Annotated in this window: 2 pseudogenes; both read right to left on the bottom strand. The window is 43.8% G+C overall.

The features are described 5' to 3' along the window. A pseudogene (locus tag TW84_RS22650) lies at positions 1–365 on the bottom strand (hypothetical protein); the annotation flags it as partial. Positions 366–368: 3 nt separating this feature from the next. Further along, a pseudogene (locus tag TW84_RS24655) lies at positions 369–576 on the bottom strand (hypothetical protein); the annotation flags it as partial.

The raw sequence follows: 576 nt of genomic DNA, 5'->3' as shown, positions 1-576 counted from the left end.
GCTGCACTGTTGACCCAGCGCGGCATATTACGCCGCTTTTTAACCACTAACCCTTTCTCTGACAGCGTATAGTCATAGCGATAATCAAGGCCAAACATAAGGTAAGCAAGACCTGAAAGGATAAGCGCCTGCCCTATCATCAGTGAATTAGAAAAGGTTTCACCGCGCTCAAAAAGCACAAAAGCGAGAAGATAAGAAGGTAAACACACCGCGATAGAGATGCAGTAATTAAAATAGCGAAAAGGCTTTTCAGTATCGTATTTATGCCAACGTATCTGATCGCGTCCAGCCGCAATCTCTTGTTCTTGCTGCTTTTGCTTAAGCGCAAACTCTTCTGGGGTGAGATAAAAGGGTAAATAAGCCAAGGGTTACTCCTCGGCTACCATGGCTTGGCTTTGCAGTTGCTCTATTTCGGCTTTGGTTATCCATTGACCATCAAACAAGTACCTCCATCTTGGGGGTGGTGTCTTGCGCGCTTTAATACCGTCTAATTCTGATTTCAAAAATTCAAGATGACGTGTTGGAAACTCTGCTAATTTAGGTTCAATTTTGCCGACAAAAATCTCTTTCTTCTCG

Origin of the sequence: Vibrio neptunius (genome assembly GCF_000967495.1) — a bacterium.
Taxonomy (GTDB): Bacteria; Pseudomonadota; Gammaproteobacteria; order Enterobacterales; family Vibrionaceae; genus Vibrio; species Vibrio neptunius.
Note: the sequence above shows the minus strand (reverse complement) of the source record. Positions and strands in the feature narration are given on the sequence as shown.